Genomic DNA, 18,345 nt, shown 5'->3' with positions numbered 1-18,345 from the left:
TGAACGGGGCGGTCACGACGGGGGACGGCCGCGTCACCCGTGGCGTCCCGGAGCCGGTCCGGCCCCATGGCCGCCGGACCGGCGCGGGCGTCGTCGCGCGCTCCCGCACCGGGCGGGCGCCGACCGGCTCCGCCGCACGCGCCTTCGGCCCCGCGGTGTTAAAAAGGGCAATGTGGTCAGTCGTCGCGGCCGATTCCGGAGCGCACAGCTTCGGTCACTCATGGGCAAGTACCCCCGGAGCCTCGCGGGCCAGGTCTTCGCCCTTCAGGTGGCCGTGGTCGTGCTCCTGGTGGCCGCCGCGATGCTGGCGCTCGTCGTGGAGTCCCGGTACGACAGCGAGACCGAGGCGAGACGCCGCTGCATCGCCGTCGCGCAGACGTTCGCGCACGCGCCGGGCGTCGTGGCCGCGCTGGGTGTCCCCAATCCCTCCCGGGTGCTCCAGCCGCTCACCGAGGCGGGGCGGAAGGCGGCCGACGTCGACTTCATCGTCGTGGCGGACACGCAGGGGATCCGCTACACGCATCCCCGGCCGGAACTGATCGGGAAGAGGCTCGTCGGCGACATCGGACCGCCGCTGGCCGGCCAGGTGCACACCGAGAGCGTCAACGGTCCGCTCGGCCGCGAGGTGCAGGCGATCGTCCCTGTCCGCGATCCCGCGCACAAGGTCGTGGGCCTGGTGGCCGCCGGGGTGAAGGCCGAGAACGTGACCGGGGCGGTCGCACGCCAGATCCCGATCATCCTGGGCGCGGGCGCGACCGCGCTCACCATGGCCACGGCCGGGACGGCGCTGGTGGCCAGGCGGCTGCGGCGGCAGACCCACCGGCTCGGCCCGGCCGAGATGACCCGAATGTACGAGCACCACGACGCGGTGCTGCACTCCGTGCGCGAGGGCGTGCTCATCGTCGGGAACGACGGCCGGCTGCTGCTGGCCAACGACGAGGCCAGACGGCTGCTCGACCTGCCGCTCGACGCCGAGGGGCGGCACATCTCGGAGGTGCCCGGTCTCGACCCCGGCATGGCAGCACTGCTGACCTCGGGGCGCACGGCCACGGACGAGGTGCACCTCGTGGGGGACAGGCTGCTCGCGGTCAACCAACGGACCACGGACCGTCACGGCGGACCCAAGGGGACGGTCGTGACCCTGCGTGACTCCACGGAACTGCGGGCGCTGTCCGGCAGGGCGGAGAGCGCCCGCGAGCGGCTGCGGCTGCTGTACGACGCCGGCCTCGGCATCGGAACCAGCCTCGACGTGGTGAGCACGGCCGAGGAGCTGGCCGAGGTCGCAGTCCCCCGACTGGCCGACTTCGCCACCGTCGACCTGGCCGACCCGGTCCTGCGGGGGGACGAGCCGACCGGTACGAACGCTGACATGCGCCGCACCGCCGTCCACGGTGTCCGGGACGACCACCCCCTCTACAGCCCCGGCCGCCTGACCAGCTTCCTCCCCTCCACCCCGCAGGCACGGGCCTTCGCCACCGGCAGGCCGGAGCTGGTGCCCGACCTGTCCGCCGCGCCCGGCTGGCTCGCCCAGGACCCGGAGCTGACCCGGAGGATCGTCGACTACGGCATCCACTCCCTGATCACGGTGCCCCTCCAGGCACGGGGCGTCATCCTGGGCATGGCCAACTTCTGGCGCTCCGGGAAGCCCGAGCCGTTCGACGAGGACGATCTGTCCCTGGCCGAGGAACTGGTGGCCCGGGCGGCCGTCAGCATCGACAACGCCCGCCGCTACACCCGTGAGCACGGCATGGCCGTGACACTGCAGCGAAGCCTGCTCCCGAGGGCCCTGCCCGAACAGAGCGCGCTCGAGGTCGCCCATCGCTACCTGCCCGCGATCTCCGGGGTGAGCGGCGACTGGTTCGACGTGATCCCGCTCCCGGGCAGCCGCGTGGCGCTGGTCGTCGGGGACGTCGTCGGCCACGGCCTGCACGCGGCCGCCACGATGGGACGGCTGCGCACGGCCGTGCACAACTTCTCCACCCTCGACCTGCCGCCCGACGAGATCCTCGGCCACCTCGACGACCTGGTCGCGCGCATCGACCAGGAGGAGGCGCAGACCGCCGTCGCCGCGGGCGTCATGGGAGCCACCTGCCTCTACGTGATCTACGACCCCGTCTCCCGCCACTGCGCCGTGGCGCGGGCCGGACATCCCCCGCCCGCGCTGGTCCGGCCCGACGGCGACGTGTCCTTCCCCGACCTGCCGGTCGGCCCGCCCCTGGGCCTGGGCGGCATGCCGTTCGAGACCGCGGAACTGACGGTTGCGGAGGGCACGCAGTTCGTCCTCTACACCGACGGGCTCATCGAGGACCGGACCCGGGACATCGACGTGGGGATCGAGCTGCTGCGCCAGGCCCTGGCGGGCCACCCCGACCGATCGCCGGAGGCCAGCTGCCAGGCGGTGCTCGACGCGCTCCTGCCCAGTCGGCCGAAGGACGACGTGGCGCTGCTCATCGCCCGGACGCGGGCGATCCCGCCCGACCGCGTCGCCGACTGGGACGTACCCTTCGACCCCGCCGCGGTGGCGGGGATGCGCGCCGCCACGGCCCGGAAGCTCGACGACTGGGGCCTGCCCGCGCTCGCGTTCCCGATGGAGCTGGTCCTCAGTGAGTTGATCACCAATGCCATCCGCTACGGCTCCGCGCCGGTCACCGTACGACTGCTGTACGACCGCACCCTGACCTGCGAGGTGGCCGACGCCAGCAGCACCTCGCCCCATCTGCGCGACGCCGCTCTGATGGACGAAGGAGGCCGTGGTCTGTTCCTCGTCGCCAGAGTGGCCGAACGCTGGGGCACCCGTTACACGCCGCAGGGAAAGGTCATCTGGGCGGAGCTGTCGCTGACCCGGGCCGGCGGGGGCGCGGACGGCACGGTGTGGCCGGACGTCTTCGGCGTGGAGCTCTGAGCGCCGCGCCGACGAGCCCCGAGGGGCGCGCCTTTCCGCCACGGCCCGCTACCCCCGGCCGGTACTCCCGCCACCCCGTCACTCCCGCCCGGATTCCGCGGGCGGCGCGCCGTACCACCGCCAGGAGCCGAGCCGGGGGCGGCCCGGCAGCCCGGCGCGCCCGGTGGCCCAGAGCAGCACCGCCCATCGGTCGGCGTCCTTCGGCGCGTCCGGGAACAGCCGGGCCAGCACCCGGTCGCAGAGACCGGCGGGCGGCGCCCAGGGCACTCCCAGGCCCGCGGCGAGGTCGTGCGCGTGCACCAGTGTCTCCACGACGCCCATGGCCGCGAAGCCCTCCGGGTCGGACAGCCCGGAGGGGTGGTACGCCCTGACCTCGGGCGAGGCCGTCCGTACCATCGCCGCGAGCAGCGCGCCGCTCGCCTCCAGCGTGTCCAGCAGTCCCGCCGGTCCGGCCGACCGGTCGGCGAGGACCGCGTTCGCCGGGCCGCCCTCGCGGTCCGCGCTCCAGCGGTACGGAACGTATGCGTCCAGGGGCGGCCTGCGCGGGCCCAACTGGACGGCGTAGGCGAAGAGATCGTCGCTCAGGTGCTCCGCCGTCTCCCAGCAGTCCCACTCCAACGACCCCGCGGGGGAACGCCAGTCGTCGAGCGGGGTGTCGCGGAACGCGTCGACCGCGAGACGGACCGCGGTGGTCACGTCGTCCGCGGTGACCGGCGGCCGGATCCCGGCCGACGCCGCACGCTGCGCCGCGCTGCGCTCGACGCACAGTTCGTTGCCCTCCGGGTCGGCGAGTGTCACCCAGCCCCGCCCGTCCGGTTCGCGGTGGTCGGCGACGAGGCGGGCGCCCAGGGCGAGCAGTCGCTCCACCTCCTGGTCGCGGGTGCGGTCCTGCGGCTGGAGGTCCAGATGCAGACGGTTCTTGGTGCGCTTCGGCTCGGGCACCCGGATGAACAGCAGCGCGGCGCCCGGGGTCTCGACGACGGCCTCGGGAACACCGGGGGCGGCGTCGTCGGCCGGCGGGGCGCCGAGCACCTCGGACCAGAAACGGGCCAGTCCGTAGGCGTCGGCGCAGTCGATCGTGATGTGCCGCACGAGTGAGGTCATGGTCCCCACTGTCGACGCCGACGACCGTCCCGGTCCATCGAATTGCGCGCGGGGCGGGGGCGTTCGCGCCCCCGCCCCGCGCCCGGTCCGGCCCGCCGGGGGCGTCACCCCACCGGCGTGAAGTCCCGTGCCCCGATGAACTCCGGACGCCGCTCCGGTGCCGCGAACGGCTCCTCGGCGGCGTTCTCCAAGCTGTTGAAGACGATGAACACGTTGCTGCGCGGATACGGGGTGATGTTGTCGCCCGAGCCGTGCATGCAGTTGCAGTCGAACCAGGTCGCCGAGCCCGCCGCTCCCGTGAAGAGCTTGATGCCGTGCCGGTCGGCCAGCCCGGTCAGCGCCTCGTCGGACGGGGTGCCGGCGTCCTGCATGCGCAGGGACTGCTTGTAGTTGTCCTGCGGGGTCGCGCCGGCGCAGCCGAGGAACGACCTGTGCGAACCGGGCATGATCATCAGCCCGCCGTTGGTGTCGTGGTTCTCGGTCAGCGCGATCGACACGGACACCGTCCGCATGCGCGGCAGACCGTCCTCGGCGTGCCAGGTCTCGAAGTCCGAGTGCCAGTAGAACCCCGAGGCGCCGAACCCCGGCTTCACGTTGATCCGGGACTGGTGGACGTACACGTCCGAGCCGAGGATCTGACGGGCCCGGCCCACCACCCGCTCGTCGGCGACCAGCCGGGCGAAGACCTCGCTGATCCGGTGGACCTCGAAGACCGACCGGACCTTCTGCGACTTCGGCTCGATCACCGAGCGCTCGTCGGCACGCACCGCGGGGTCGGCGATCAGCCGGTCCAGCTCGGCGCGGCAGGTGGCGACCTCGTCCGGGGCGATCAGCCGGTCCACGGTGAGGAAGCCGTCGCGGTCGAAGTCCTGGAGGTCCTTCACGGCGATCGGCCCCGGGGCGCCGGGTGCGGACCAGACGACCGGGTCCTGCCGGGGGGTGACCATCTCGGCCGTGCCGCGCGTGGGGTAGAGGTCGGGGCGCGCGCCGGTGCGTACGTCCGTGTGTGCGTCGGTGGTCATGGGGTTCAGCCCTCCTCGGTCAGCAGCGGGTAGACGCCGTTCTCGTCGTGTTCCTCCCGTCCGGTGACCGGCGGGTTGAAGACGCAGACGCAGCGGAAGTCGGTCTTCGGCCGCATGGTGTGGCGCTCGTGGCCGTCCAGCAGGTACATCGTGCCGGGGGCGATCCAGTGCTTCTCGCCGGTCTCCTCGTCGGTGAGTTCGGCCTCGCCCTCGACGCACAGGACGGCCTCGATGTGGTTCGCGTACCACATGGTCGTCTCGGTGCCCGCGTACATGATGGTCTCGTGGAGGGAGAAGCCGACCTTCTCCTGCGCGAGCACGATGCGCTTGCTCTCCCAGGTGCCGGAAGCGGCCTTCACGTGCCGGTCGGTGTTCTCGATGTCGCTGAAGGATCGGACGATCACGGTGGGTGGGTCGCCTTTCTCTGTTCTCTGTGCTCGGTTCTCTGTACGGTGCCGGCCGGTACGGGACTCGCCCTCGCGGCCGGACCGGGGAACTGCGGGACGGTGCGGGCCGGTCCGGTACGGGGCGGGATCCGACGCGTCCCGTACCGGTGCGGCCCGGGGGCTCAGGCCGTCTCGCGGATCGCGCGGGCCAGTGTGCGCAGCCCCTCGTCCAGTTCCTCGGGAGTGACGGTCAGTGGCGGCAGCAGCTTCACGACCTCGCTCTGCGGACCGGAGGTCTCGACCAGGAGGCCCAGTTCGAACGCGCGGGCGCAGACCGCGGCGGCGCGCGAGGTGTCTGCGAACTCCACCCCCCAGACCAGACCGCGGCCCCGGTACCGCGCGCCGAGCCCGGCGTGTTCGTCGCAGATGGCGAGGAGCGCCTGTTCGACCTGCTCGCCCCGGGCCAGGGTCTGCTTCTCCATCTGGCCGTCCGCCCAGTAGGCGTCCAGCGCGGCGGCGGCCGTGACGAACGCCGGGTTGTTGCCGCGGAACGTTCCGTTGTGCTCGCCCGGCCCCCAGATGTCCAGCTCCGGCCTGAACAGGCAGAGCGACATGGGCAGTCCGTAGCCGCTGATGGACTTCGACAGGGTGACGATGTCGGGGACGATGCCGGCCTCCTCGAACGAGAAGAAGGCCCCCGTGCGCCCGCACCCCATCTGGATGTCGTCGACGATCAGCAGCATGTCGCGGCGCCGGCACAGGTCGGCGAGCGCCCGCAGCCACTCGGCGCGCGCCACGTTGATGCCGCCCTCGCCCTGCACCGTCTCGACGATCACGGCGGCGGGCTGGTTGAGACCCGACCCCTGGTCCTCCAGGAGCCGTTCGAACCAGAGGAAGTCGGGCACCCGGCCGTCGAGGTAGTTGTCGAACGGCATCGGGGTCCCGTGCACCAGCGGGATGCCGGCCCCGGCCCGCTTGAACGCGTTGCCGGTGACGGCCAGGGAGCCCAGCGACATGCCGTGGAACGCGTTGGTGAACGAGACGATCGACTCGCGCCCCTTCACCTTGCGGGCCAGCTTCAGCGCCGCCTCGACCGCGTTGGTGCCGGTGGGACCGGGGAACATCACCTTGTACGGGAGGTCGCGCGGGCGCAGCACATGGTGCTGGAAGGACTCCAGGAAGGCGCGTTTCGCGGTGGTGGCCATGTCGAGGCCGTGGGTGATCCCGTCGCGCTCGACGTAGTCGATCAACGCGCGTTTCAGCACGGGGTTGTTGTGGCCGTAGTTGAGGGATCCCGCGCCGGCGAAGAAGTCGAGGTAGTCGTGGCCGTCCTCGTCGGTCAGACGGGAGCCCTGCGCACGGTCGAACACCGCGGGCCAGCCGCGGCAGTAGCTCCGTACCTCCGACTCCAGGGTCTCGAAGACGCTCAGCGCGGGCGGGGTGATGGTCACAGGGGGTTCTCCTGCTTGAGGGGGGTGACGGGTGGCGTCATGCGTTCCGGATCGCTCAGGAGGGGAACGGGCCGATGCGGTACAGGACTTCGGGCAGATGCGTTCCCTCGGGGAACAGTTCGCCGTCGAAGAGCACCTCGCGCTCCAGGGCGACCGCGTGGCGTCGCGCGTACGAGGTGAACAGCCGGTCCGACGCGGTGTTGTCCGGGGTGATGGTCGTCTCGACGTGGGACAGGCTCCGCGCGTCGGCGACCCGCGAGGTCAGCGCGTCCAGCAGCCTTCCCGCCAGTCCGGATCCGCGGTGGGCGCGGTCGACGGCCACCTGCCAGACGACGAGCGTCCCGGGGCGGTCCGGCCGGAGGTAGCCCGTCACGAAGGCGACGGGCTCGCCGGAACCGTCGCGGGCCACCACGGAGGTGGCGGCGAAGTCACGGCACCACAGCAGGTAGCTGTACGAGGAGTTGAGGTCCAGGACCTCGGAGTCGCGGGCGATGCGCCAGATCGCGGCTCCGTCCTCCACTCGTGGGGTGTCGATGTCGAGGAATTCACTTCGGGCACGTGCAAAATCTGCTGGTGCGGCGGTCATGCAAATTGAATTTACCCAGCAAATTCTCAAATTGCATCGACGTGAGGGGTTGGGCAGGAAGATCGCCTGTGTTATCACGCGGGCGCGTGCACTGGCGCGACCGGGCTGCGCTTTCCACCGTTTTGAGGCCATTTTATCCGGCATTACGGTCGCGTTGTGGAGTCGGTCACAAGGTCGTAACTCTCGGATCACGCAACGGAATTGTGTGGATCGGTGCAGGGAGAAGTCCCTCGGAAGTCGGGTGTTTAGGGTCGGGGAAAGCGGGCAGAAGAATGCGGGGAGCTGCCCTGGATAAAGCAGCTCCCCGCATTTATGGAATATCGCGCGAACGGCGCGTATTTATGCGCTCGGCCAGGTTTCCGAAACGGCCTTGCGGGCAGTTTCGAAATCGACCTGCCGGCCCGTGTCGGCCAGCGCCGCCCCCAGGGCCGCGAGCGAGGACTGCACCGCGCCCCGCGTCGCGTCCACACCGTAGTGATTGACCCGGATCATCTCCTTGGACAACGCACCCCCGCCCGCGATCAGCGGCAGCGAAGGATCGGCCGCCAGCGCCCGGGCGACCAGCTCCGCCGCGTCCGCCCCCTCGGGCGCGCGCAGGGTCGTCGCGACCGGCGCCGCGTCCCTCGCCTCGTGGACGTACGGCGTCAGCCCGCCGCCGAGCGCCCGCGCGCCCGCGCGCGTCGCCGCGGCGGCCGAGGCGTGCCGGGCCATCAGCGCGTCCAGACCCTCGTTCTCGATCCGGTCCACGCACGCCTCCAGGGCCAGCATCTCCAGCTGGGCGGGGGCGTGTAGCAGCGCCTTGCGGCCACCGTCGATCCAGCGCTCCTTCCAGTCCAGCAGCGAGAGGTACGAGCGGCGCGGGGCCCTCGGGTTGGCCGCGATCCGCTCCCAGGCGCGCCCGCTCACCGACACCGCCGACACCCCGGCCGGGCCGCCCATCGCCTTCTGGGCGCCGATCACGCAGAGGTCGACGCCCCACGCGTCGGGCAGCAGCGGCTCGGCGCCCACCGAGGCGACGGCGTCCAGCATGAACAGCGCCCCGTGCGCGCGGACGACCTCGCCGATCTCCGCGACCGGATTGGTGTTGCCCGTCGCCGCCTCGGCGTGGACCAGGGAGACGAAGTCGATCTCCGGGTGTTCGTCCAGCGCCCGCGCGACCTGGTCGGCGGTGACCGCGGTGTGGAACGGGACCGCCAGGTCGACGACCTCGGCGCCGCAGTCCCGCAGCCAGTTCCCGAAGGTCTGCCCGTACGGACCGGTGACGACGTTCAGCGCGGTCGAACCGGGCCGGGCACCGCCCCGGATGCAGCCTTCGAGCGGGAGCAGCGCCTCGCCCTGCATGATGACGACGTCCTGCTCGGTGGTCAGGAGGCCGGCCACCCGCTGCTCGATGGCCGCGAAGCGCGCGGCGGTGAGCGGGGCGAGGTCGAGGAACGGGTGCGTCACGGTGGTGCTCTCTTCGGATCGGGGGCCGTGCGCGGCGGTGCCGTGAACGGACGGGGCTACCGTCGAAGCGTACCGAGGGGCCCGGAAGGGGGGCTCGTACAGTGCTGTTCATGAGTGATCGCAGAGCAGCGAGGGTGCTGCACGTGAAGGGGCGGGTGCTCGTCGGACCCGACGACGTCCGGGACGAACTCTGGGCCGTCGACGGGCGGATCGCCTACGAGCGGCCGGCCGGGGCCGACGAGGCGGTGACCGTCACCGGCTGGGCGCTGCCGGGGCTGGTCGACGCCCACTGCCATGTCGGGCTCGACCTGCACGGCGCCGTCGACGCCGTGACCAGCGAGAAGCAGGCGGTCGACGACCGGGAGGCGGGGGCGCTGCTCCTGCGGGACGCGGGTTCGCCCGCCGACACCCGGTGGATCGACGACCGCGAGGACCTGCCGAAGATCATCAGGGCCGGGCGGCACATCGCCAGGCCGCGCAGGTACACCCGGAACTACGCCCACGAGATCGAGCCGGAGGACCTCGTCGCGTACGTCGCGCAGGAGGCCCGCCGGGGCGACGGCTGGGTCAAGCTGGTCGGCGACTGGATCGACCGCGAGGTGGGCGACCTGGCCGCCCTCTGGCCCCGCGGGGCGGTCGAGGCGGCCATCGCCGAGGCGCACCGGCTGGGCGCCCGGGTCACCGCGCACTGCTTCGCGGAGGACTCGCTGCGTGATCTCGTCGAGGCCGGGATCGACTGCGTCGAGCACGCCACGGGGCTGACCGAGGAGACGATCCCGCTGTTCGCCGAGCGCGGTGTCGCGATCGTCCCGACCCTGGTCAACATCGCCACGTTCCCCTCGCTCGCGGCGGGCGGCGACGCCAAGTTCCCGCGCTGGTCGGCCCATATGCGGCGGCTGCACGAGCGGCGCTACGACACGGTGCGCGCCGCCTACGACGCGGGGGTCCCGGTCTTCGTCGGCACGGACGCGGGCGGGGTGCTCGCCCACGGTCTGGTGGCGGACGAGGTCGCCGAACTGGTGAAGGCGGGCATTCCGCCCCTGGAAGCGCTGTCCGCGACCACCTGGGGCGCCCGCGCGTGGCTCGGGCGGCCGGCGCTGGAGGAGGGGGCCCCGGCGGACCTGGTCGTCTACGACGAGGACCCGCGGGCGGACGTGCGGGTGCTGGCGGCGCCGCGGCGCGTCGTGCTGAACGGCCGCGTGATCGGCTGACGGCGGCCGGGCATGCGCGGCGTCGACGGACGGTCGCCGAACGCGTGCCGTCTCGTCGAAGCACTTGTCCGCGCTCGGCGGAACGGGTGAGCCGGAGGAACGCGCGTACCGAGATATTCGAATAGAGGCACGGAAACGCCCCTTTAGGGTGAACTCACGTCAGGTGTCTGCCGGTTCACCCTCTGTGCGTAAAGCTGTCGGGGTCGAGGCCACCGGTGCCCGCGATGTCCCCCATTGGGCGGTACCGGTGGCTCCATGTCTCTTGTGGGGGTTCCACCATCTTGAACAGCAACACCTTCCGCCTGGCCGCCCTGGCGGTCGCCGCCGCTCCGGTCGCCCTGCTGGCCGCCTACCCGGCGCAGGCCGCCGCCGCGACCACCGCGACCGACGGCGACGGGAAGGCGAGCGCGGTCGTGCTCCGCACCGCGCTCGACGTCTCTCTTCTGAACAAGGCGGTCGAAGTGCCGCTCAGGGCCTCGCTCAACGAGGTGCACGCACCGGCCGACGCCAAGCAGACCGCGCTCAGCGTGCGGCTCGACGGGGTGGACGGCGGCCGGCCGGTCAACGTGCTCAGCGCCGACGTGGCCACCTCGGACGCGACCGTCGACAAGCGCCGGGCCGAGGGCTACAGCAACGTGGTGAAGGCCCGGATCCATGTGCCCGGGCTGCCGGCGCTGCCGCTGGTCGAGGTCGAGAAGGTCACGTCCAAGGCGGTCTGCGAGGTGGGCCGCAAGCCGGTCGCCGAGTCGAACGTGCTGGGCCACGTGACGATCCTGGGGCAGCGGATCGACCTCTCCGCGGGCGGCACGACGCACATCGAGGTGCCGGCCGTGGGCGAGGTGACCCTCGACCTGTCGAAGAAGAGCACCACCTCGCGCACCGCGGCGGCGACCGCGCTGCAACTGAAGGTCTCCGTCAACCCGCTCAAGCTGAACGTCGCCGATGTGCAGGGCGAGGTCACCCTCGTCCAGGCGACCTGCGAGACCCCGAAGGACACCGGGACGGGCGGCAGCGACGGCGGCTCCGGCAACGGGGGGAGCGGAAGCTCCGGCGGTTCCGGCACCGGCGGATCGGGCAACGGCGGTACGGACGGCGGTGGTTCGAACACCGGTGGCGCGAACAGCGGCGGCTCCGGGAACGGCGGGTCGGGCAACGGCGGCGCCGACGGCGGCGGTTCGAGCGACGGCGGCGCATCCGGGAACGGCGGCGGCAGCGCGGGTTCCACCGGCGGCGACGTGAAGCCCCAGACCGGCACCGGCCACGCCCCGGACGGCAACCTCGCCGAGACCGGAGGCAGTTCCGCCACGCCGTACATCGCGGGCGGCGCCGCCGCGCTGCTGGCGGTGGGCGCCGGGGCGACGGTCCTGGCCAGGCGCCGCGCGCGGAGCTGAACGCGTCCGTGACCGAACGCGCCCGTGACTGAGCGGGCTCGCGAGCGATCCCGGGGCCGGTCGGTCCCTCCGGCCCCGGGATCCGCGACGGACGTCCCCGTCCACGTGTGACGTCCATGCGCCCCGTCCACGTGTGCGGTGGTCCGGCCGCGCCCGGCGGTGCCCGGAGCCGTCCGTCGCGGCGGTCGGGTCCGTGCGTGACGGCGGTCGGCGCACGGACGTCAGCGCACGGACGTCAGCGACTGCAACGCCTGGTCGAGCGACTGGAGGAAGCGGTTGGTCGTCGTGCGCCCGCGCACCGCCAGCCGCAGCCACTGCGGCCCGAGCCCCGGGAACGTGTCCCCGCGACGCACCGCGAACCCCAGCACCCGCAGGCGTTCGCGCACCTCGGCGGCCCGTTCCAGCCGCATCAGTACGAACGGGCCCTCGGCCCCTTCCGCGACCTCCACCTCGGTGAACTCCCGCAGTCCCGCGACCAGATGGGCCCGGTCCACCGCGATCCGCTCCGCCGCGGCGGCGGCCTCGGCCAGGGCCCGCGGCTCCATGCACGCCCCGGCCGCGGCCAGCGCCGGGGACGACACCGGCCACAGCGGCTGCGCCGCCTCCAGCGCGGCCACCGTCTCCGGGGCGGCCAGCACGTATCCGATCCTGAGCCCCGCGAGTCCCCACGTCTTGGTGAGGCTGCGCAGCACCACCAGGCCCGGCACGTCCGTCCGCCCGCACAGCGCCTCGCGTTCGCCCGGCACCGCGTCCATGAACGCCTCGTCGACCACCAGCGTCCGCCCGGGGCGCGCCAGTTCCTCCAGCACGGCCGCCGGATGCAGGACCGAGGTGGGATTGGTCGGATTGCCGACCACCACCAGGTCCGCGTCCTTCGGCACGGCCGCCGGGTCCAGCCGGAAACCGTCCTCGGCCCGCAGCAGCACCCGCCGCACCTCGTGCCCGGCCGCGCGGAGCGCCGCCTCCGGCTCCGTGAACTGCGGATGGACCACGACCGGGCGGCGGGCCGGCAGCGCCCGCGCGATCAGCACGAACGCCTCCGCCGCGCCCGCCGTCAGCAGGACCCGCTTGACGGGCAGCCCGTGCCGGGCCGCGACCGCCGCCCGCGCCGGACGCCCGTCCGGGTAGGCGGCGAGCGAGCCCAGCGCGTCGGCGATCCGCTCCCTCAGCCAGGCCGGGGGAGTGTCCGCCCGTACGTTGACGGCGAGATCGGTCAGATCCCGGCCCCGTCCCCGTACCTCCGCGTCACCGTGGTGCCGCAGGTCGTACGTGCCCGCGCCTGTCGCGTCGGGACTTTCAGTGGGAGTGTGCATGACCGCCGTGGTGGTGGTGATGGTGGCCGTCGTCATCGGGGTGGAAGTGCGGCTGCTGTGGCAGCCCCACCTTGTCCTCGAAGCCCGGCAGCGCGATTCGGTACACGCATGAGTCGCAGTTCATCCGCAGATCGCCCTCGACCGCCTCCCCGTAGCGCTCCATGACCAGGTCGTACAACTCCTCGGCCGCACCGATGACCTCGGCGCAGCGGACGTCGAGCTCCGGGTGGGCGGCGGCCCACTCCTCGGCCTGATGACGGACCCGGTCCGGCAGGACACCCGTGAAGAGGAAGTACGGCAGAACGACTATGCGCCGGGCACCCAGCCTGACGCAACGGTCGAGACCCGACGGCACGTCCGGCGCCGCGAGCGAGACGAACGCCGTCTCCACCCCCGCGTAGCCGCGGCCCTCCCAGAACAGCCGCGCCGCCTTGAACACCTCGGCGTTGGCATCCGGGTCGGTGGAACCGCGCCCGACCAGCAGCACGGTCGTCTCCGAGCGGTCGGTGTCGCCCAGCACCTCGTCCACCCGGCGCTCCAGCACCTTCAGCAGCTCCGGGTGCGGGCCGAGCGGACGGCCGTAGGTGTACGTGATGCCGGGGTGGCGGTCCTTCTCGCGGGCCAGCGCCGCCGGGATGTCCCCCTTGGCGTGCCCGGCCGACACCAGCATCAGCGGCACGGCGGCGAAGCGCCGGACACCGCGCTCCACCAGCTCGGTCACGGCGTCGCCGAGCGGCGGCGGGGACAGCTCGATGAAGCCGCCCGCGACGGGCAGTTCGGGCCTGCGGCGGCCCAGTTCGGCGACGAACTCGCGGAACGCGGAGGCGCCGCCGTCGTCCCGGGTGCCGTGACCGGCGACGAGCAGGGCGGGCCGGTCGGACGGGGTGGCGGGGGTGGTCACAGGTTCTCCTCGGTGTGGTTCACGGTGGTTCACAGGGATTCGGGGGAGTGGTACAGCAGGGCGTTGAGCGCGGCCGACGCGACGGCCGAACCGCCCTTCTCGGACACGTTGCTCACGGCGGGCAGACCGCTCTCGCGCAGCGCCGCCTTCGACTCGGTCGCGCCGACGAAACCGACCGGCAGCCCGATGACGAGCGCGGGCGCGGCATCGAGGACGAGCAGTTCCTCCAGCGCGGTGGGCGCGTTGCCGATCACCCAGATCGCGCCCGGCCCGACCTCCTCGTACGCGAGCCGGATCGCATGGGCCGAACGCGTCAGGCCGGGGCCGGACCCGGCCTGACGCAGACGGCACACGGTCTCGCGCCGGGTGATGCCCGCCGCGACCATCTCCACGTCGGTGACGACCGGCGCCCCGGCGTGCAGCGCCGCGTGCCCGGTGACCAGCGTCGCCTCGTCGCAGACCAGGTCCGTGGCGTAGTCGAGGTCCGCCGCGGAGTGGATGACCCGCTCCACGACCGCCCGGGTCAGCGGTGGGAAGTGCGAGGTGTCCAGGCGGGCGCGCAGCCGCCGGTAGGACTCCTGCTCGATGGGGTGGACGGTCCGCTCCCAGGGACGGTTCATCGCCCGCCCTCCCCGGTCCCGGCGGCCGACTGCCAGCGGTAGCCGCGCGGCGTCACCATGCGGCCCGCGATCTGCCGGGTGGCCGTGTTGCCGACCGTCACCACCGTCATCATGTCCACGGCCGCCGGGTCCAGGGCGGCCAGGGAGGTCACCCGGGCGCTCTCGTCAGGGCGCGACGCGTTGCGCACCACACCGACCGGAGTGGCCGGATCCCGGTGCTCCGCCAGGATCGACAGCGCCTCGGGAAGCTGCCAGGCGCGGCCCCGGCTGCGCGGGTTGTAGAACGTCACGACGATGTCGGCCTCGGCCGCGGCCCGCACCCGGCGCTCGATCACCTCCCACGGCGTGTGCAGGTCGGAGAGGCTGATCGACACGTGGTCGTGGCCCAGCGGGGCGCCCAGGACCGCGGCGGCGGCCAGCGCGGCCGTCACCCCCGGCACGCCGACCACGTCGATGTCGGCACCGGCCTCGGCGAGCGCGGGCGACGCCATCGCGTACACCCCCGCGTCACCGCTGCCGATCAACGCCACCGCACGGCCCTCGCGCGCCTCGGCGACCGCGGTGCGGGCCCGCTCCTCCTCGGCGCCGAGCCCCGACTCCAGGACCGTGGTGCCGGGCCGCAGCAGATCCCTGATCTGGTCCACGTACTGGTCGAGCCCGACCAGCACCGAGGCCCGCCGCAGCTCCTCCCGGGCCCGGGGCGTCAGCAGGTCGCGCGCGCCCGGTCCGAGGCCGACCACGGCCAGCCGCCCGCGCGGGGCCCGGCGCACCACCGCGCACGTCGCCATCGCCGCCCGCCCCTCGGACCCGGGAGGCGGCGTCGACTTCCGCTTCGGCACGAGGAGTTCGCCCCCTTCCACGAGCGCGGCGGCCTCCGCGACCGACGGTGTCCCGACGGCGGCGAGCGGCGCGCCCGACGGGTTGGGCACCTCGACCCGGGCCAGCGCCTCGGCCGCGTACGTCCGCAGCGGAACGCCCAGCCGAGCGGCGGCGGCGACGATCCCGGGTTCGTCCGCCTTCGCGTCGACCGTCACCAGTTCGGCGATGCTCAGCGGCGAGAGCCCGGCCTCGCGCAGGGCGTCGTGGACCAGACCCACGACCTCGTCCACCGGCGCCCCCCGGGACGCGCCGACGCCGACCGCGAGCGACGCGGGCCGCACCACGGCCCGCCGTGCCCCGGACTCCACGACCCGGTCGGTGATGTGCAGCACCGCGGCGTCCGCCGGGTCCGGGAGCGTGGAACCGGGGGCCACGTTCGGCGGCAGCGCGGGCAGCGGCCACAGCGCGTCCGCCCGCAGTTCCACCGGGGCCCCGTCGAGCATCGCCCGCGACACCCCGGCCACATCGCCCTCCACCGGGAGGCCCAGCATGTCCAGGCCCAAAAGTCCGGCCGCGTCCGTCGCGGTCGTCACGACCGGGGTTGCGTCCAGGACCTCGGCGACCGCTTCGGCCAGTGCGTTCGCCCCGCCGGCGTGCCCGCCCAGCAGTGCGACCGCGTGGCGGCCCGCCTCGTCGACACAGACGACGCCCGGATCCGCGGACTTGTCGGACAGCAGCGGCGCGAGCAGCCGCACCACGGCCCCCGTGGCCAGGAAACAGACCAGCTGCTCGCACTCGGCGAACGCCCGGTGCACGGCCGCGCGCACCGGCCCCTCGTAGACCACGGCACGGCCGGGCCAGGCCGCGGCCAGCCGGTCGCGGGCGGCGGCGCCCGCCGCCGTCGCGGAAATCAGGCCGATCACTGGGTCGCTCCTTCACTTGCGCCGACACGCGCGGCAGCCATGCCCGCACGCTCGCCTGCCTGGGCCGAGGGGCGACTGCCCCACAGCAGAAATACCGGATTGGTCGCGGCGAGACGGGTCACCTCACCGGGCAGCGGCGCCAGCCGGGAGGACTGCAGCAGCACGCCCTCGGGCTCCAGCCCGGCACCGGCCAGCGCCGCACGCACCTGCGGCACCCGGTCCAGGGCGGCCAGCGCCACCACCACCGTGCGCCGCGCACGCCGGGCGCACGCCGTCACGACGGCGGGCAGTTCGCGCCCGCCACCGCCGACGAACACGGCGTCCGGGTCGGCCAGATCGTCGAGCGCGGCCGGGGCCGAACCGTGCACCACGTCGACGTACACCCCGTGCGCGGACGCGTTCGCCCGGATACGCCCGACTCCGTCCGCGGCCTTCTCCACGGCGACGGCCGCGGCGCCGAGCCGCGCGCACTCCACGGCCACCGAACCCGATCCGGCACCGATGTCCCACACCAGATCACCGGTGCGCGGGCCCAGCCGGGCCAGGGCCAGTGCCCGCACCTCGAACTTGGTGATCATCGAGTCGCGGTGCTCGAACTCGCTCTCCTCCAGCGCCCATCGGCCCGGCCCCGCGGCCGGCCCCGCGAGGGTCCGCGCCGGGGACGGCGCCCGGGACTCGTCCAGGCACAGCACCACGCTCACCGGATCCGGCCAGTCGCGGGCCACCGCCTCGGCGGGGGTGAGCCGCTCGACGCGCTCGCGTCGCGGATCGCCGAGCGCCGTCGCCACGACGAGCGTGCGCCCCCCGGCCCCGTGGACCAGCCCGGCCGCGAGCTCCGCCGGCCCGGCGCCGGGGCCGGTCAGCACGGCCACCTTCGGGTGGGCCAGACACGCGTGGACGGCGGTGCGCGGGTCCCGTCCGTGCGCGCTGACCACGACCGCGTCGTCCCACGTCAGCCCGAGCCGGGCGAACGCTACCGCGACGGACGGCGCGCCCGGCCGCACATCGAGCGCGTCCGCCCCGAACCGCTCGGCGAGCGCCCGTACGATCCCGAAGAATCCCGGGTCGCCGGAGGCCAGCACGACCACCCGCGCCTCGTCCCGGGCCAGGTGCTCGGCGACCCGGTCGAGCGCGGGCGCCAGCGGACCGAGCACGATCCGCCCCGCATGCCCGGCCTCCCGGGCTCCCGTGCCCGGGTACGCGGCCTCCAGGTGGCGCCGGGCGCCGATCACCAGCGTGGCCGCCTCCAGCGCCTTCCGGGCCTCGGGGCCGAGCGGCTCGCCCGTCCCCGTGCCGAAGACCCGGATCGGCGCGGCCGTCCGCGCGCCGGTCCCCGTACCGTGAACGCCGCTCACGAGCCGGACCGCTGGGCGCGCAACTCGGCCCGCGCCGCCCTGTCGGCCTTGCGGAAGCCATGGAAGTGGCCCGGGTGGTAGAGGTGCGAGCGCGTCCCCGACGACGACAGCGCCGGGCCGACGAGGAAGAGGGTGTGCTTCCAGAGCCTGTGCTCCTTGACCGTCTCCTCCAGGGTTCCGATCGTGCAGCGCAGGATCAGCTCCTCCGGCCAGGTCGCCTGGTACGCGATCACTACCGGCGTCGACGTGGGGTATCCGCCCTCCAGCAGCTCCTGGGTGAGCTGGCCGGAGCGGGCCGCCGACAGGAACAGCGCCATCGTGGTGCCGTGGCGCGCGAACTCCCGCACCTCCTCGCCCGGCGGCATCGGCGTCTTGCCGCCGCCGAGCCGGGTCAGGATCACCGACTGCGCGACCTCCGGGATCGTCAGCTCCCGCTGCGCGATCGCCGCGACCGCCGAGAACGACGACACCCCCGGCACGACCTCGACCGCCACGCCCAGCTCGGCGCACCGGTCGATCTGCTCCTGGGTACCGCCCCACAGCGCCGGGTCGCCGGAGTGGATGCGGGCCACCTTCAGCCCCTCGGCGGCGGCGCGTTCGTACACGGCGACGACCTGTTCCAGCGACATCCGCGCCGAGTCGAGGATCTCCGCGCCCTCCCGGGCGTGCTCCAGGACCTCCGCCTGCACCAGGCTCGCCGCCCAGATGACGACATCGGCGTCCGCGATGGCCCGCGCCGCCCGGAAGGTCAGCAGATCGGAGGCACCGGGTCCGGCACCGACGAACGTCACCCGGCCTCGGGCGGGTGCGTCGGCCGCTGCGGACGTGTCGGCCGTGTCGACGGCTGCGGCCGCGTCGGCTGCTTCGGACATGGGACGGGGTCCTTTCAGAAAGGGGAACATGCGGGGTACGGGG

14 protein-coding genes and 1 pseudogene are annotated in these 18,345 nt (G+C 73.5%); 3 read left to right on the top strand and 12 right to left on the bottom strand.

The genetic code is table 11. The features are described from left to right. Window positions 1–220: 220 nt before the first annotated feature. Window positions 221–2,902, top strand: a complete 2,682-nt coding sequence (locus AMK22_RS24930) for a SpoIIE family protein phosphatase/ATP-binding protein (RefSeq protein WP_073788483.1) — start codon at window positions 221–223, stop codon at window positions 2,900–2,902. A gap of 78 nt (window positions 2,903–2,980) precedes the next feature. On the opposite strand, the gene AMK22_RS24925 is transcribed toward AMK22_RS24930, so the two are convergent. The 6 genes from AMK22_RS24925 to AMK22_RS24900 form a co-directional block, all read right to left on the bottom strand. Next, entirely contained in the window at window positions 2,981–4,006 is a 1,026-nt protein-coding gene (locus AMK22_RS24925; protein ID WP_073788481.1) for a VOC family protein, read from the bottom strand. 104 nt (window positions 4,007–4,110) lie between these two features. After that, entirely contained in the window at window positions 4,111–5,028 is a 918-nt protein-coding gene (gene thpD, locus AMK22_RS24920; RefSeq protein WP_073788479.1) for an ectoine hydroxylase, read from the bottom strand. 5 nt (window positions 5,029–5,033) lie between these two features. Continuing rightward, complete coding sequence (locus AMK22_RS24915; RefSeq protein WP_073788477.1) at window positions 5,034–5,432, bottom strand: ectoine synthase; 399 nt, start codon at window positions 5,430–5,432, stop codon at window positions 5,034–5,036. A 164-nt stretch (window positions 5,433–5,596) separates the two neighbouring features. Further along, entirely contained in the window at window positions 5,597–6,865 is a 1,269-nt protein-coding gene (gene ectB / locus AMK22_RS24910; protein WP_073788475.1) for a diaminobutyrate--2-oxoglutarate transaminase, read from the bottom strand. A gap of 55 nt (window positions 6,866–6,920) precedes the next feature. Then, window positions 6,921–7,385 carry a diaminobutyrate acetyltransferase gene (gene ectA, locus AMK22_RS24905; RefSeq protein WP_073788473.1) on the bottom strand — a complete coding sequence of 155 codons (465 nt, stop codon included), beginning with the start codon at window positions 7,383–7,385 and terminating at the stop codon, window positions 6,921–6,923. Between the two features lie 405 nt (window positions 7,386–7,790). Next, window positions 7,791–8,897 (bottom strand): pyridoxal-phosphate-dependent aminotransferase family protein, encoded by a 1,107-nt coding sequence (locus tag AMK22_RS24900; RefSeq protein ID WP_073788471.1) that lies wholly within the window; start codon window positions 8,895–8,897, stop codon window positions 7,791–7,793. 110 nt (window positions 8,898–9,007) lie between these two features. Between AMK22_RS24900 and AMK22_RS24895 the strand changes: the two genes are divergently transcribed. Both AMK22_RS24895 and AMK22_RS24890 read left to right on the top strand, forming a co-directional pair. Next, window positions 9,008–10,108 carry an amidohydrolase family protein gene (locus tag AMK22_RS24895; RefSeq protein ID WP_073788571.1) on the top strand — a complete coding sequence of 367 codons (1,101 nt, stop codon included), beginning with the start codon at window positions 9,008–9,010 and terminating at the stop codon, window positions 10,106–10,108. 281 nt (window positions 10,109–10,389) lie between these two features. Then, entirely contained in the window at window positions 10,390–11,499 is a 1,110-nt protein-coding gene (locus AMK22_RS24890; RefSeq protein WP_073788469.1) for an SCO1860 family LAETG-anchored protein, read from the top strand. 221 nt (window positions 11,500–11,720) lie between these two features. On the opposite strand, the pseudogene cobC reads toward AMK22_RS24890, so the two are convergent. From cobC to cobM, 6 genes and pseudogenes are all read right to left on the bottom strand, one after another. After that, a pseudogene (gene cobC / locus AMK22_RS24885) lies at window positions 11,721–12,863 on the bottom strand (Rv2231c family pyridoxal phosphate-dependent protein CobC); the annotation flags it as partial. Beyond that, the gene (locus AMK22_RS24880) at window positions 12,796–13,713 is read right to left on the bottom strand and encodes a sirohydrochlorin chelatase (protein WP_073788467.1); all 918 of its coding nucleotides are present in this window, start codon (window positions 13,711–13,713) and stop codon (window positions 12,796–12,798) included. The gene AMK22_RS24880 and the pseudogene cobC, both read right to left, overlap by 68 nt. Before the next feature lie 29 nt (window positions 13,714–13,742). Beyond that, the gene (locus tag AMK22_RS24875) at window positions 13,743–14,333 is read right to left on the bottom strand and encodes a precorrin-8X methylmutase (protein WP_073788465.1); all 591 of its coding nucleotides are present in this window, start codon (window positions 14,331–14,333) and stop codon (window positions 13,743–13,745) included. Next, window positions 14,330–16,075 carry a precorrin-3B C(17)-methyltransferase gene (gene cobJ / locus AMK22_RS24870; protein ID WP_073788463.1) on the bottom strand — a complete coding sequence of 582 codons (1,746 nt, stop codon included), beginning with the start codon at window positions 16,073–16,075 and terminating at the stop codon, window positions 14,330–14,332. The genes AMK22_RS24875 and cobJ overlap by 4 nt, the downstream gene beginning before the upstream one ends. Further along, window positions 16,072–17,430: a precorrin-6y C5,15-methyltransferase (decarboxylating) subunit CbiE gene (gene cbiE, locus AMK22_RS24865; RefSeq protein ID WP_079186385.1), complete on the bottom strand. Its 1,359-nt coding sequence runs from the start codon at window positions 17,428–17,430 to the stop codon at window positions 16,072–16,074. The genes cobJ and cbiE overlap by 4 nt, the downstream gene beginning before the upstream one ends. Beyond that, entirely contained in the window at window positions 17,427–18,302 is an 876-nt protein-coding gene (gene cobM, locus AMK22_RS24860) for a precorrin-4 C(11)-methyltransferase (RefSeq protein WP_073788461.1), read from the bottom strand. The genes cbiE and cobM overlap by 4 nt, the downstream gene beginning before the upstream one ends. Window positions 18,303–18,345: the final 43 nt, after the last annotated feature.

Origin of the sequence: Streptomyces sp. CB01580 (assembly GCF_001905795.1) — a bacterium.
GTDB lineage: Bacteria > Actinomycetota > Actinomycetes > Streptomycetales > Streptomycetaceae > Streptomyces.
This window is presented reverse-complemented; position numbering and strand designations above follow the sequence as displayed.